Origin of the sequence: Pantoea sp. GbtcB22 (genome assembly GCF_019091025.1) — a bacterium.
Lineage (GTDB): Bacteria > Pseudomonadota > Gammaproteobacteria > Enterobacterales > Enterobacteriaceae > Pantoea > Pantoea leporis.
The window spans coordinates 41,279-55,501 of sequence record NZ_JAGXKB010000006.1 but is presented as its reverse complement, the minus strand read 5'-3'; the positions used below and the strand labels follow the sequence as shown (position 1 = coordinate 55,501).

At 54.6% G+C, this 14,223-nt stretch carries 13 protein-coding genes; 7 read left to right on the top strand and 6 right to left on the bottom strand.

Annotated features, from left to right (window positions below):
- Window positions 1–209: 209 nt before the first annotated feature.
- The 5 genes from yidA to dnaA form a co-directional block, all read right to left on the bottom strand.
- Window positions 210–1,019: a sugar-phosphatase gene (gene yidA / locus KVT28_RS17960; RefSeq protein WP_101763894.1), complete on the bottom strand. Its 810-nt coding sequence runs from the start codon at window positions 1,017–1,019 to the stop codon at window positions 210–212.
- A gap of 170 nt (window positions 1,020–1,189) precedes the next feature.
- A complete protein-coding gene (gene gyrB / locus KVT28_RS17955; RefSeq protein ID WP_101763895.1) occupies window positions 1,190–3,595 on the bottom strand; it encodes a DNA topoisomerase (ATP-hydrolyzing) subunit B in 2,406 nt (801 codons plus the stop codon).
- Window positions 3,596–3,612: 17 nt separating this feature from the next.
- On the bottom strand, window positions 3,613–4,698 hold the full coding sequence (gene recF, locus KVT28_RS17950; RefSeq protein WP_217549515.1) for a DNA replication/repair protein RecF: 1,086 nt from the start codon (window positions 4,696–4,698) through the stop codon (window positions 3,613–3,615).
- Between the two features lie 167 nt (window positions 4,699–4,865).
- Window positions 4,866–5,966, bottom strand: coding sequence for a DNA polymerase III subunit beta (dnaN, locus tag KVT28_RS17945; RefSeq protein WP_008105300.1), 1,101 nt, complete (start codon window positions 5,964–5,966; stop codon window positions 4,866–4,868).
- Window positions 5,967–5,971: 5 nt separating this feature from the next.
- Complete coding sequence (dnaA, locus tag KVT28_RS17940; protein WP_101763897.1) at window positions 5,972–7,372, bottom strand: chromosomal replication initiator protein DnaA; 1,401 nt, start codon at window positions 7,370–7,372, stop codon at window positions 5,972–5,974.
- A 602-nt stretch (window positions 7,373–7,974) separates the two neighbouring features.
- On the opposite strand from dnaA, the gene rpmH reads away from it, so the two are divergent.
- The 6 genes from rpmH to KVT28_RS17910 all read left to right on the top strand — a co-directional run bounded on the left by rpmH (window position 7,975) and on the right by KVT28_RS17910 (window position 12,603).
- Window positions 7,975–8,115 (top strand): 50S ribosomal protein L34, encoded by a 141-nt coding sequence (gene rpmH, locus KVT28_RS17935; RefSeq protein WP_003849659.1) that lies wholly within the window; start codon window positions 7,975–7,977, stop codon window positions 8,113–8,115.
- Window positions 8,116–8,129: 14 nt separating this feature from the next.
- Window positions 8,130–8,489: a ribonuclease P protein component gene (gene rnpA / locus KVT28_RS17930; RefSeq protein ID WP_036648555.1), complete on the top strand. Its 360-nt coding sequence runs from the start codon at window positions 8,130–8,132 to the stop codon at window positions 8,487–8,489.
- Window positions 8,453–8,710 carry a membrane protein insertion efficiency factor YidD gene (yidD, locus tag KVT28_RS17925; RefSeq protein ID WP_007893564.1) on the top strand — a complete coding sequence of 86 codons (258 nt, stop codon included), beginning with the start codon at window positions 8,453–8,455 and terminating at the stop codon, window positions 8,708–8,710. Before rnpA ends, yidD begins: the two co-directional genes overlap by 37 nt.
- Before the next feature lie 2 nt (window positions 8,711–8,712).
- A complete protein-coding gene (gene yidC / locus KVT28_RS17920) occupies window positions 8,713–10,359 on the top strand; it encodes a membrane protein insertase YidC (RefSeq protein WP_217549513.1) in 1,647 nt (548 codons plus the stop codon).
- Window positions 10,360–10,455: 96 nt separating this feature from the next.
- Window positions 10,456–11,820, top strand: coding sequence for a tRNA uridine-5-carboxymethylaminomethyl(34) synthesis GTPase MnmE (gene mnmE / locus KVT28_RS17915; RefSeq protein ID WP_137386828.1), 1,365 nt, complete (start codon window positions 10,456–10,458; stop codon window positions 11,818–11,820).
- 192 nt (window positions 11,821–12,012) lie between these two features.
- On the top strand, window positions 12,013–12,603 hold the full coding sequence (locus tag KVT28_RS17910) for a malonic semialdehyde reductase (protein WP_217549511.1): 591 nt from the start codon (window positions 12,013–12,015) through the stop codon (window positions 12,601–12,603).
- A gap of 46 nt (window positions 12,604–12,649) precedes the next feature.
- Here KVT28_RS17910 and KVT28_RS17905 read toward each other — a convergent pair whose 3' ends face one another.
- The gene (locus KVT28_RS17905) at window positions 12,650–13,159 is read right to left on the bottom strand and encodes a flavin reductase family protein (protein ID WP_101763900.1); all 510 of its coding nucleotides are present in this window, start codon (window positions 13,157–13,159) and stop codon (window positions 12,650–12,652) included.
- A gap of 294 nt (window positions 13,160–13,453) precedes the next feature.
- Between KVT28_RS17905 and KVT28_RS17900 the strand changes: the two genes are divergently transcribed.
- Window positions 13,454–14,200, top strand: coding sequence for a 4'-phosphopantetheinyl transferase superfamily protein (locus KVT28_RS17900; RefSeq protein WP_110868240.1), 747 nt, complete (start codon window positions 13,454–13,456; stop codon window positions 14,198–14,200).
- Window positions 14,201–14,223: the final 23 nt, after the last annotated feature.

The window sequence follows — 14,223 nt, the reverse complement described above, 5'->3', positions numbered from 1 at the left end:
GGCGAAGCCTAACGGCCGCCCTGACCTGCGTTGTCGATTGTAGTACCATTAATCCAAGTTGTACTACAATGTGGATCACAAAATAGACAAGTCATGTGTCATAACGCGATAAGGTCGCCATAAATGGCGACCTTATGAAGGCTTGGTGAGATTTGAAGTGTCGCCATGTATGGCGACCTAAAAACAGCGTGACGAGGAATAACGAGGGTTTACAGCACCAGCTCTTCAATGGCGTGCGCTACGCCGTGTTCCATGTTGGTTTTGGTAATGAACTGCGCGATTTTCTTCACGGAATCAATCGCATTGCCCATTGCTACGCCGGTTCCTGCATACTCAATCATCGCCAGATCGTTTTCCTGATCGCCAATCGCCATCACCTCTTCACGCGCCAGGCCGAGCTTCTCAGCCAGCATTTTCACGCCTTGCCCTTTATTCACGCGGGCATCGAGGATTTCGAGATAATAAGGTGCGCTTTTGAGAATGGTGTAGTTGTCGCGTGCCCGCTGCGGCAAGCGCTGTATGGCAGAATCCAGCAGATCGGGCTTATCGATCATCATCAGCTTAGGGAAACGCGTGGCGCGATCCATCTCTTCCACAGAACGATAGCGCACCGGAATGCCGGTCAGGCTCGCTTCGTGGATGGTGAACTCACTGATGTCTTTGTTCGGCGTATAAAGGAAAGATTTATCGAAGGCCTGGAAGTGGACGCCAAGATCGCGCGCCAGCTGTTCGATATACAGATAGTCGTCGAAACCCAAGGTGATTTCCGCGACGCACTCGCCATCATTAGCGCGATGCACCAGCGCACCGTTATAGCTGATGCAATATTGGCCTTCATCAACCAGATTCAGCTCCATCAGATAGCGCTGAATACCGACAAACGGACGGCCGGTGGTGAGCACCACCATCACACCTTTTTTATGTGCGCGTTCAATGGCCGATTTAACGGCAGGCGTGATCTCGTGCTGCGGATTGAGCAGCGTGCCGTCCATATCGATTGCAACCAGTTTTATAGCCATAACGTCCTCATTGAGTCAGGGTTTTGATCAATGCTAGCGCGATTCAGCTCACATTGACCAGTTTCGCGCCCCATTCAGATTTTTTACCGCAGCGGGCTTTGCGCGTTTTGCCGGGCGGAAAATAAAAAACCCTTCCACCAGGGAAGGGTTTTTACGTGTTGACGTGTCGATTAGATATCGATGTTGGCGGCTTTCAGCGCATTCTCTTCGATGAAGGCGCGGCGCGGTTCTACCGCATCGCCCATCAAGGTGGTGAACAGCTGATCGGCAGCAATCGCATCCTTGATGGTCACGCGCAACATGCGGCGGCTATCGGGATCCATGGTGGTTTCCCACAGCTGCTCTGGGTTCATCTCACCCAAACCTTTATAACGCTGGACTGACAGACCGCGACGCGACTCTTTCACCAGCCACTCAATCGCCTGCTCGAAGCTGGTGACCGGCTGACGACGTTCGCCACGTTCGATATAGGCATCTTCTTCGATCAGGCCACGCAGCTGCTCGCCCAGCGCACAGATTTTGCGGTATTCCGGTCCATCGATGAATTCGCTATCCAGCGGATAATCGGTATCAACGCCGTGCGTGCGCACACGCAGCACCGGTTCAAACTTCTGCTCATGGTTGGCGCGGACATGGGCCAGATAGCTGCTGCCGTGTGCTTCACGTTCGGTCAGATACGCCACTAAACCGTCGATCCAGCCTTTTACAGCGGCTTCATCGCTGAGGTCGCTTAAGGTCGGATGGTAGATCAGGCCGCGCAGCAGAGCCGTAGGGAAACGGCGCTCCATACGTTTGATCATGCGCTGCGTGCCGTTGAAATCCGCCACCAGCGTTTCCAGCGGCTGGCCGCCTAACGCCGGTGCGCTGGCGTTGGTGTGCAGCGTTGCGCCGTCGAGGGCGATGGAAATCTGATACTGATCCATCGCTTCGTCGTCTTTAATATACTGTTCTTGCTTGCCTTTCTTCACTTTGTACAGTGGCGGCTGCGCAATATAGACGTGACCACGTTCGACGATTTCTGGCATCTGACGGTAGAAGAAGGTCAACAGCAGCGTACGAATGTGCGAGCCGTCGACGTCCGCATCGGTCATGATGATGATGCTGTGATAACGCAGTTTGTCCGGATTGTATTCGTCACGGCCGATACCACAGCCCAGCGCGGTGATCAGCGTGGCAACTTCCTGCGAAGCGAGCATCTTGTCGAAACGCGCTTTCTCCACGTTCAGGATTTTACCCTTCAGCGGCAGAATCGCCTGATTCTTACGATTACGACCCTGTTTGGCTGATCCGCCTGCAGAGTCACCCTCCACCAGGTAGATTTCAGACAGCGCCGGATCGCGCTCCTGACAGTCGGCCAGTTTGCCCGGCAGACCGGCCAAATCCAGCGCGCCTTTGCGGCGCGTCATCTCACGAGCACGGCGGGCAGCTTCACGCGCACGCGCTGCATCGATGATTTTGCCAACCACGATTTTCGCGTCAGACGGGTTTTCCAGCAGGTATTCCGCCAGCAGTTCGTTCATCTGCTGCTCAACCGCCGATTTCACTTCAGAAGAGACCAGCTTATCTTTGGTCTGAGAAGAGAATTTTGGATCCGGCACTTTCACGGAAACCACAGCAATCAGGCCTTCACGCGCATCGTCACCGGTCGCACTGACTTTGGCTTTTTTGCTGTAGCCCTCTTTATCCATGTAGGCATTCAGCGTACGCGTCATTGCCGCACGGAAGCCCGCCAGGTGCGTACCGCCGTCGCGCTGTGGAATGTTGTTGGTGAAGCAGTAGATGTTTTCCTGGAAACCATCGTTCCACTGCAACGCCACTTCCACGCCAATGCCATCTTTCTCCGTCGAGAAGTAGAACACCGTTGGGTGAATCGGGGTTTTGTTCTTGTTGAGATACTCAACGAACGCCTTGATGCCGCCTTCGTAGTGGAAGTGATCGTTCTTGCCGTCGCGTTTGTCTTCCAGACGAATCGAAACGCCAGAGTTCAGGAACGACAGTTCACGCAGGCGTTTCGCCAGGATTTCGTACTCAAACTCAATCACGTTGGTGAAGGTTTCGTAGCTCGGCCAGAAACGCACGCGAGTACCGGTTGCATCGGTATCACCGGACACCGCCAGCGGTGCCTGCGGCACACCGTGCTGATAAACCTGCTGATGCACTTTGCCTTCACGGCGAATGGTCAGCTCCAGCTTCTGTGACAGGGCGTTTACGACTGAAACGCCAACGCCGTGCAGACCACCGGAAACTTTATATGAGTTATCATCAAATTTACCGCCTGCGTGCAGGACGGTCATGATCACTTCAGCAGCAGAGACGCCCTCTTCCGGGTGAATGCCGGTAGGAATACCACGACCATCATCTTGCACCGAGACAGAGTTATCTGCATGAATAGTAACGGTAATATCACTACAGTGACCGGCGAGCGCTTCGTCGATTGCGTTATCCACGACTTCGAATACCATGTGATGCAGACCGGTGCCGTCATCCGTATCGCCGATGTACATACCCGGGCGTTTGCGTACCGCATCAAGCCCTTTCAGGACTTTGATACTTGAGGAGTCATAAGAATTCGACATCAACGTTTCTCGCTCATTTAATCTTCAGGTTGAACCACTATTTTACCCTGTTCCACGCGGAACATCTTGCCCTTTTCATCACTCATGTCGATTACATGCTCGACACCAATGGCGCTGACAAATACTTGAGCCTGCGTGGCTTTTAGGCGTTCAGCTAACAGCCGACGACGGGTGTCATCCAGCTCTGAGGCAAAGTCATCAATCAAATACAAACAGCGTTGTCCGCTGCTGCGCGTCAGGTATTCACCCTGCGCTAAGCGCAGCGCGCACATCAGCAGTTTTAACTGGCCGCGTGAGAGTAAATCTTCCACCGGCGTGCCCTCAGCACGAATGCGAAAATCGGCTTTATGCGGGCCGCTGGCGGTATACGTGAGCGCGCGGTCGCGCTCGAAATTGCGTTCCAGCAGTTCGGCGTAGTCGCTCTCTTTATCCCAGCCGCGCTGGAAAGAGAACGTCAACGCAAACTCCGGTAAAAACTGACCGCAGGTGGCGATGATCTCGCGGGAAATCGCCGCGCTGTATTCGGCGCGCCAGGCGCTGATCTGTTCGGCCAGCGGCACCAGTTCCTGATCCCAGGGACGAATCTGGCTGTAGCGCGAAACCTGACGCAGCGCCGCATTGCGCTGTTTCAGCAGGCGACGCAAATTGCTCCAGGCATGGAAAAAACCAGACGAGGCGTGAAAGCAGCCCCAATCGATGTAGGCACGACGATATTTTGGACCGCCATTGAGCAGGGTAAATCCTTCCGGCGTAATCAGTTGCATCGGCAGCAGCTGCGCCAACTCGGCGACTTTGTGACCATCGCTGCCATCAATACGCACTTTGCTGTCGCCAGCGCGATTCTTGGTCAGACCGACCGACATTTCACGTTCGCTGCCTTCAATGCGGCCGTGCAACACAAAGGCGTCCTGATCGTGACGAATCACGCGGCCCGCTTGCAAACTGCGAAATGCGCGACCGTGCCCTAGCGTGTAAATCGCCTCCAGCACGCTGGTTTTACCGCTGCCGTTGGCACCGACAAGGAAATTAAATCCCGGCGCCAAAGCCAGATCGGCCTGCTCGATATTGCGAAAATCTTTAATCAGGAGGCGGGTTAAAGCCATAACGAATCCAGCGAGAGGGGGATTTTACCTAACATTTGAGATCCAGGCCGTCGGCGGCGCAGCCAGTCTGGTTACGGCCAGCGCGCAGAACTTGGGAGCATACTGAAGTATGTGACCAAGGGCGAGCACTGCCCGGGACCAGAATGGCAAGTAAGCCAGGCCGATATTTATAAACGCATTGGCATCACGACGTAGGCTGCAGCCGGACTGGCCACATCCTCAATCTGCACGCTCGATACGCCATCGGTCAGCAGCAAACGCACATTCTCGCACTTGAGCGCATTCAACACATCCAGCACGTAACTGACGTTGAAGCCAATCTCCAGATCGGTGCCGTTGTAAGAGACATCCAGCATCTCTTCCGCTTCTTCCTGCTCTGGGTTATTCGCCGTGATCTTGAGCTGATTTTCGGTGATGTAGATGCGAACACCGCGGAATTTCTCATTCGAGAGAATCGCCGCACGCGCAAACGCCTGTTTTAAAATATCACAGCCGGCTTCCAGCGCTTTGTCGGGATTCTTCGGCAATACGCGGCGATAATCCGGGAAACGGCCATCAACCAGCTTCGACGTAAAGATAAAGTCGCCAACGTGTGCGCGGATGTTGCTGCTGCCGATTTGCACCTGCAGCGGCGTTTCGCCACCGTCGAGCAAACGCATCAGCTCAATCACCCCTTTACGCGGCACGATCACCGAATGGTTCGGCAGCGCCTGACCAATCGGCATGGAGCACACTGCAAGGCGGTGACCATCGGTGGCGACGGTACGCAACTCTTCGCCTTCGGTTTCGAACAGCATACCGTTGAGGTAATAACGCACATCCTGATGCGCCATTGAGAACTGCGTGGCTTCAATCAGGCGTTTTAGCGTCGCCTGCGGCAAGGTGAATTCCACCTCGCTCTGCCAGTCATCCAGATTCGGGAAGTCGCTGGCGGGCAGCGTTGACAGCGAGAAACGGCTGCGGCCAGAACGCACCAGCATTCTGTCGCCTTCCAGCGTCAGGCTGATTTCAGCGCCTTCCGGCAAACCGCGGCAAATATCGAGGAATTTACGCGCAGGAACCGTGGTGGCGCCCGGCTCGTGTGGCTGCGTCAGCGCAACACGGGCTACCATTTCCATTTCCAGATCGGTACCGGTCAAGCGCAGCGAGCCTTCGCTTACTTGCAGCAGTAAATTTCCGAGGATTGGCAGCGTCGGGCGTCCGCCAAGTGGACCGCTAACCTGTTGCAGTGGCTTCAGTAACTGCTCACGTTCTACAATAAATTTCATATGCGTCAGGAAGATAGTGTTCGAATGAGGTTAGAGAAATCTTCTTTAATGTCGTGGCTCTCTTCACGCAGCTGCTCAATTTTACGGCAAGCGTGAAGCACGGTGGTATGGTCGCGACCACCAAACGCATCGCCAATCTCCGGCAAGCTGTGATTGGTGAGCTCTTTCGCCATCGCCATCGCCATCTGGCGCGGACGCGCTACCGAACGCGAACGGCGTTTCGACAGCAAATCCGCCACTTTAATTTTGTAATACTCGGCCACCGTTTTCTGAATATTATCGATGGTGACCAGCTTTTCCTGCAGCGCCAGCAGATCGCGCAGCGCTTCGCGCACGAAATCGATGGTAATCGCGCGACCGGTAAAGTTCGCGTTGGCAATCACGCGGTTCAGCGCGCCTTCCAGCTCGCGGACATTAGAACGCAAACGCTTAGCAATAAAGAAGGCGACTTCACCCGGCAGGCGAATATCGTTTTCATCGGCTTTCTTCATCAGGATCGCGACACGCGTTTCCAGTTCAGGCGGCTCGATCGCCACCGTTAAACCCCAACCAAAACGTGATTTCAGGCGATCTTCTACGCCGTTGATCTCTTTTGGATAGCGATCCGAGGTCAGGATGATCTGTTGATTGCCTTCCAGCAGCGCGTTGAAGGTATGGAAGAACTCTTCCTGCGAGCGCTCTTTATTGGCAAAGAATTGAATGTCATCAATTAGCAGCGCATCAACCGAGCGGTAGTAACGCTTAAACTCTTCAATGGCGTTGTTCTGCAAGGCTTTAACCATGTCCTGCACAAAACGCTCAGAGTGCATGTACACCACTTTGGCATTAGGCTTGCGCGCAATAATGCCGTTACCCACCGCGTGCAACAGGTGAGTTTTACCCAGGCCGGTGCCGCCATAAAGGAACAGTGGGTTATAAGCGCCGCCAGGATTATCCGCCACCTGACGTGCCGCCGCGCGCGCCAGCTGGTTCGATTTACCTTCAACGAAGTTGTCGAAGTTATGACGGTTATTCACATTGGAGCGGTAAGTCACATCGGCCGGTGCGGGAACGGAATCCCAACTTGGACGCAAAATTTGCGCGGGTGCCGGACGATTTTCGATCGGCGCGGGCGCATTGTAACTGGCCATCGCCGGTTGGTTAGTGGTGACCTGTGCTGCAGGGCGCGTACCGACTTCGAAACGCAGTAAAGGCACATTTGCACCGCAGAATTCATTCAGCAGCCCATTGATACTATTGAGATATTTATCTCTAACCCAGTCGAGTACAAACCGATTTGGTGCATACAAGGTCAGCGTATTGTCGTTTAATTCAGCTTGCAGCGGACGAATCCACATGCTGAATTCGGTGGCAGGAAGCTCATCCTGCAAACGGGCAAGACACTGTTGCCAAAGCGTAAGTGACACGGCGGACTCCACTCGTACAAAATCGATAAGAATTTTAGGCGCTAATAAATAGAAACGTAATTTTTAGACACAGACGGTTGGAAAGCGCCTGCGACCGCTATTCGCGGTAGTCTTCCCCGGCGATCGCAGCGAGGATCGTCAGCGGAAGGGCGGATCATAACGTAAAGCTGCACAGAGATCTTCCCTTTCTACACAGTTTTGATCCAATTTATCCACAGGCTACTGAAGTGATAATGAGTTTACGCTTTCTGCGAAAAAAGCCAGCGTTAATGTGGCTGAAAGCGTTAATTTTTCTGGCAAGCTCTCGTTTCCGTGCAGCAAATCTGCAAACTGATCGCAAGAAGATCCTGCGCGATCCTTGCGCTTTAACCCACAGCCCGTATAATTCCCCACCCGGCATTATTGCGTGAAGCCTTGATGCCCGGAATCAGCGGGCTGTATCTGGGTTTCCAGGTGCCGCGACCAGCGAAGTGAATTGACTCTGGACTGTACAATTATTACAATCCCGCCTCTTTATTAAAGACACATTGAGGCGTTGGTCGATTTACTGGCCCGAAAACGCGTCACCCAGTGAAAATTTTCAAGTTTAGGTAGAAATCGCCATGAAACGCACTTTTCAACCGTCCGTACTGAAGCGCAACCGTTCACACGGTTTCCGTGCTCGTATGGCAACAAAAAATGGTCGTCAGGTTCTGGCACGTCGTCGTGCTAAAGGCCGTTCTCGTCTGACCGTTTCTAAGTAATAAAGCTAACCCTCGTGGTTAAGCTCGCATTTCCCAGGGAGTTACGTTTGTTAACTCCCACTCATTTCACTTTCGTCTTCCAGCAGCCACAACGAGCCGGTACGCCGCAAATCACCATACTCGGCCGACTTAACGCGCTGGGGCATCCCCGCATCGGTCTCACCGTCGCAAAAAAACATGTAAAACGCGCCCACGAACGCAACCGGATCAAGCGATTGACCCGCGAAAGCTTTCGTCTGCGTCAACATGAGCTCCCTGCAATGGATTTTGTGATCGTGGCTAAAAAAGGGATTGCTGACCTGGATAACCGTGCGCTGACGGAAGCGTTGGAGAAACTATGGCGTCGTCACTGTCGCCTGGCTCGCGGCTCCTGATTGCCCTGATACGCGTTTATCAACGCGCCATCAGCCCACTGCTGGGACCTCATTGCCGGTTCCATCCCACCTGTTCGCAGTATGGGATTGAGGCCTTGCGCCGCTTTGGCGTTGTAAAAGGCAGTTGGTTGACGATAAAACGCGTATTAAAATGCCACCCTTTGAACCCGGGTGGTGACGATCCTGTGCCGCCAAAAACCTTTGATACCAGAGAACATTAACGATGGATTCGCAACGCAATCTCTTTCTCATCGCTTTTCTGTTCGTGTCTTTTATGATCTGGCAAGCCTGGCAGACGGACCACGCTCCGCAGCCACAGCAAACCCAGACCACGCAAAACACAAACAGCGCAGCGGGTGATGCCGCCACTTCCGGCGTGCCGGCTAGCGGACAGGGCAAAACGATCACCGTTAAGACAGATGTCCTGTCACTCAACATCAATACGCGTGGTGGCGATATTGAGCAGGCTCAGCTGCTGACTTACCCGGACAAACTGGGTTCAGATGCACCGTTCCAGCTGCTTGAAACTACACCGGCCTTCGTTTATCAGGCGCAGAGTGGCTTAACTGGCCGCAACGGCCCGGATAACCCGAACAATGGCGCACGTCCGCTGTATACCACTTCGCAAGATAGCTTCGTGATGGCAGATGGCCAGAGCGAACTGCGCGTACCGTTGACCTGGACCGGTGAAAACGGCGTGGTTTACACCAAGACGTTCGTCTTCAAGCGCGGTGAGTATGCGGTAAACGTTGACTACAACATCAACAACACCACTCAGCAGCCGCTGGAAGTATCGATGTTTGGTCAGCTGAAGCAGACCATCGAGGTGCCTAAGCACCGCGATACCGGCAGCAACAACTTTGCTCTGCACACCTTCCGTGGCGCAGCGTACTCAACCAGCGATGCGAAATACGAAAAATATAAATTCGACACCATCGCGGATAACGAGAACCTGAACACCACCACCAGCAATGGTTGGGTGGCGATGCTGCAGCAGTACTTTGCTACCGCCTGGGTGCCGCGCACGCAGGGTAATAACACGCTGTACACCACTAACTTCGGCAATGGCGTAGCGGCAATTGGCTACAAATCTGCTCCTGTGACCGTTGGCGCAGGCGCACAGCAAGATCTCGGCGCAACGCTGTGGGTAGGCCCGGAAATTCAGGACCAGATGGCAGCCATCGCGCCTCACCTGGATCTGACCGTGGATTACGGCTGGTTGTGGTTCATCTCGCAGCCGCTGTTTAAACTGCTGAAGTTCATCCACAGCTTTATCGGTAACTGGGGCTTCTCCATTATCGTTATCACCTTCATCGTACGTGGCATCATGTACCCGCTGACTAAAGCGCAGTACACCTCGATGGCGAAGATGCGTATGCTGCAGCCGAAGATTCAGGCGATGCGTGAACGTCTGGGCGATGATAAGCAGAAACAGAGCCAGGAAATGATGGCGCTGTATAAGGCGGAGAAAGTGAACCCGCTGGGCGGCTGTCTGCCACTGGTTATCCAGATGCCAATCTTCCTGGCCTTGTACTACATGCTGTCAGGCTCGGTTGAACTGCGTCATGCGCCGTTTATTCTGTGGATTCATGACCTGTCAGCGCAGGATCCGTACTACATTCTGCCGATCATCATGGGTATCACCATGTTCTTCATTCAGAAGATGTCACCGACCACCGTGACCGATCCGATGCAGCAGAAGATCATGACCTACATGCCGGTGATCTTTACCGTGTTCTTCCTGTGGTTCCCATCAGGTCTGGTGCTGTACTACATCGTCAGCAACCTGGTGACCATTCTCCAGCAGCAGATGATTTATCGCGGCCTGGAAAAACGTGGTCTGCATAGCCGCGACAAGAAGAAAGCGTAACGCCTGACTGCGACCAGCAGCAGCGTATAATCAAAGGGCGACATTTATGTCGCCCTATTTTTATTTATTAATACCCTAAAAGTTTAAGGTGGAATCATGAGCCACAGCGACACTATCGTTGCCCAGGCGACGCCTCCCGGCCGTGGCGGCGTTGGCATTCTGCGTATCTCCGGCGCCAAAGCCGCTGAGGTAGCGCAAGCCGTGCTTGGCAAGCTGCCAAAGCCGCGCTATGCCGACTATCTGCCCTTTACCGACGCCGATGGCAGCGTGCTGGATCAGGGCATTGCGCTGTGGTTTCCTGGCCCGAACTCCTTCACCGGTGAAGATGTGCTGGAGTTGCAAGGCCACGGCGGCCCGGTGATTCTCGACCTGCTGCTCAAGCGCATCGTAGCGCTGCCCGGATTACGCATTGCGCAACCTGGTGAATTCTCCGAACGCGCCTTCCTCAACGACAAGCTCGATTTGGCGCAAGCCGAAGCGATTGCCGATCTAATCGATGCCAGCTCAGAGCAAGCCGCCCGCTCGGCGGTAAACTCGCTGCAGGGCGCGTTTTCCCTGCGCATCAACGCACTTGTGGAAGCACTTACTCACCTGCGCATCTATGTGGAGGCGGCCATCGACTTCCCGGATGAGGAGATCGATTTCCTTTCCGACGGCAAAATTGAAGCACAGCTCAATGTAGTGATCGGCGACCTCGACGGCGTGCGTGCCGAAGCGCGTCAGGGCAGCCTGCTACGTGAAGGGATGAAAGTGGTGATTGCCGGTCGTCCCAATGCCGGAAAATCGAGCCTGCTGAATGCCTTAGCCGGACGCGAAGCGGCGATTGTGACTGATATCGCTGGCACCACGCGCGACGTCCTGCGCGAGCATATCCATATCGACGGCATGCCGCTGCACATCATCGATACTGCCGGTTTACGTGAAGCAAGCGACGAGGTCGAGCGCATTGGTATTGAACGCGCGTGGCAGGAGATCGAGCAGGCCGACCGCGTGCTGTTTATGGTCGATGGCACCACCACAGACGCGACTGAAGCCGCCGCCATCTGGCCAGATTTTGTTGCCCGTTTGCCGGAAGCGCTGCCAATTACCGTGGTGCGTAACAAAGCGGATATGACCGGCGAAGAGCTGGGCCTCACTGAAGTGAACGGTCACTCACTGATTCGTCTCTCGGCGCGCACCGGGGAAGGTGTGGAAGCGCTGCGCGATCACCTGAAACAGAGCATGGGATTTGCCGGCAATATGGAAGGCGGATTTCTCGCACGCCGCCGCCATCTGCAAGCACTGGAGTTAGCCGCAACGCACTTGCAGCAGGGCAAGCATCAGCTGTTAGGCGCGTGGGCCGGCGAATTACTGGCAGAAGAGTTACGTTTAGCGCAGCAAGCGCTGAGCGAAATCACCGGTGAATTCACCTCCGACGATTTGCTGGGCAGAATCTTCTCCAGTTTCTGTATTGGTAAGTAATGGCCTGCGGCGTTCTCATGTCGGGTGCGCATTCATGCGCATCTGGCGCCCGGTAGACATGCGTCTTTGTTATTTGGCTCTCCCACGCCTTTGCAGTATAACGATCATTGCCCGGCGAACAGGTCCTGCTGGGTACATTCATTATTCATGCTAAATATTGGGCGCAAGTTGCTGCCTGAACAGGAGAGAAACATGAGTACAACGCTCGACAGCGTGGCGCTGAACACGCTGTTCATTGAAGCCCGCACCCACAGCTATTGGCAGGACAAACCGGTTTCTCGTGAGGTGCTGGAGCAGCTCTATCATCTGACCGCGCTGGGCCCAACCTCGGCTAACTGCTCGCCGGGCCGTTTTGTGTTTGTGACCTCGCAGGAAGGCAAAGAGAAGCTGAAACCCGCGCTCTCCTCCGGCAACGTCGACAAAACCATGTCCGCTCCGGTAACGGTGATCGTGGCGTGGGATCCTGAGTTTTACGAAGCGCTGCCGAAGCTGTTCCCGCATGGTGATGCGCGCAGCTGGTTTACCAGCAGCCCGGATCTGGCGAAAGAGACCGCGTTCCGTAACAGCAGCTTGCAGGCAGGTTATTTGATTCTGGCCGCGCGTTCGCTGGGCCTGGATGCCGGCCCGATGTCCGGTTTCGATCCGACAAAAGTGAACGACGCCTTCTTTAGCGAGAGCAAATGGCAGGTGAACTTACTGATCAATCTCGGCTATGGCGAAGCCAGCAAACTGCACGCGCGTCTGCCACGTCTCGGCTTTGATGAAGCCAGCACCTTTGCCTGATTGAGAAAAGGCGTCGGGCTTAGCCCACGACGCCCGTTTCAAGCGGTTATCCCAGTGAATGGAAGCCGCTGTTGAAGTAGATCATCGGCTCTGCCGCTTCACCTGGCAGAGCAATGCCCACGATACGCGCCAGCAGCACGCTGTGCGTGTTCCACTCCACTACCTTCTCCAGCTGGCAATCAAAACTCACCAGCGCATCAGCCAGAATCGGCGCGCCGGTATTCAGCGTCTGCCACGTACCGTTTTGAAAACGCTCGGCGCGGCGTGAGGATTGGCTGAACTGGGCACATAAGTCGTCATGCTGCTCACGCAGCACGTTCACGGCAAAATGGCCGGCTGCGATAAAAGCATCATGACTGGACGCGCTACGATTCACGCACACCAGCAGGCTGGGTGGCTCAGCCGCAAGCGAACTGACCGACGTGGCAATCAGCCCCAGCTTTTCGCCCTGAAATTCGGTGGTAACCAGAGAAACACCCGCGGTTAAGCGACGCATGCCGTGACGAAACTCATCAAGCGAGATCGATTCCTGGCGAGAAATAGCGGTATCTGACATAAAAAACTCCGACGTGCCTGTTTTAACAATGCGCACAATGGGCAGATGAATGAAGAGTTAGCGCACTTTGATGTGCTGTTTTACTGCCCAAATCCTACACCACATCACACAGTTAGGCACTCAATCCGGCAGGTTTCTGCAAAAGCGTTCTATGCAAAGTTGCCAAATGGGATTGCCGCATGGCTTCGTCCTTATCTGAAATATCGCCTATTCCATCTTAAGCCGGATGCAAACCCATGAGAAAATTCTTACAATAGCACTGATGATTATTCGACCATTTTCATGGAGCGACAGATGGCTAGTCATTTTGTACGTTGGATAGGTAATCCGCCCTTTTCTTCTGAGAACATGCGGGTGCCACAAGAAGTGATCAACAGCGCTCAGCGCTTCGCTGACAAGCGTCGCGGACGCTTTCTCGCCGCACGCGAACTGCTGGCTCAGCTGATGTTACGCGTCTACGGTATCCGCGAACTCCCCGCGCTAACGACCAGCAGCAGCGGACGTCCCTGTTTTGCCGATGCCAACCTGCCCGATTTCAGCATCTCCTACGCCGGAAACACTATCGGTGTGCTGCTGGCCGAAGAAGGCGGCCGCGCCGGACTGGATATGGAAATTGTGCGCGCACACAGTCGCCAAACACAGGATATGCTGACACAGGATCTCTCCTCCGGCGAAAAAGCATGGATTAACGCGCAGCAGGATTTCATGGAAGCGCTGACGCAAATCTGGACGCTGCGCCAAAGCATTCTCAAGCTCACCGGCGAAACCGATAGCGGTATTGATTCACTGCGTTTGCATCCTGCGGCCGGTCGGCTGCGTTCCACCGTGTTCCCCGATATTCAGGCGGTGTGTGATGCTGAGCCCACGCTGGTGTGGTCATGCGCGCTGTCGCCCGGCACCGAACGCTTACATCTGTGGGAGATTGATGGCGCGCAGCAGTGGCAAGCACTGCGCGATGTCGAGATGAGTAAACCCAATATCGGGCCGCATACGCTGCGCCTGACCAGTTTGGTCACGCCGCATGAGATGGGACATCCGTAAAAAAGGCCGCATCAGCGGCCTTT